1 protein-coding gene is annotated in these 315 nt (G+C 58.7%); it reads left to right on the top strand.

The window, feature by feature from the left end; translation table 11 throughout:
* Positions 1–315: immunoglobulin-like domain-containing protein (locus ACQZ2L_RS25115; protein ID WP_430328324.1), on the top strand; the 315-nt coding region annotated here is incomplete at both ends.

Raw genomic sequence — 315 nt, 5'->3', positions numbered from 1 at the left:
CGAAGACGTCTACAAAGACGGCAGCGAAGTCACTGCGACCGTCACTGCAGTCAATGGCGGCAACTTCGAAGCCGTCGATCTGACCGGCGCGACCACTACTGTCGCTGTCGAAGACACCATCGACACCACGACTGTGGCCGTCACTGCCGAAGCAGCAAAAGAAGGTGATGCAAACCTCACCTTCAACTTCCAGTTGAGCAACCCGCCGCAGGCCGGTAGCACCACCACGCTGACTGTGAATGTCGGTGGTACCAACTACACCGTCAACGTTGGCGCCGATGGCAAGGGCACCCTTCAGGTCCCGAACACCAACGT

It is taken from the genome of Pseudomonas shirazensis (assembly GCF_050496565.1).
In the GTDB taxonomy this organism is placed as follows: Bacteria; Pseudomonadota; Gammaproteobacteria; order Pseudomonadales; family Pseudomonadaceae; genus Aquipseudomonas; species Aquipseudomonas shirazensis_A.
The sequence above is the reverse complement of the archived record's forward strand: the minus strand, read 5'-3'. Positions and strand labels throughout refer to the sequence as shown.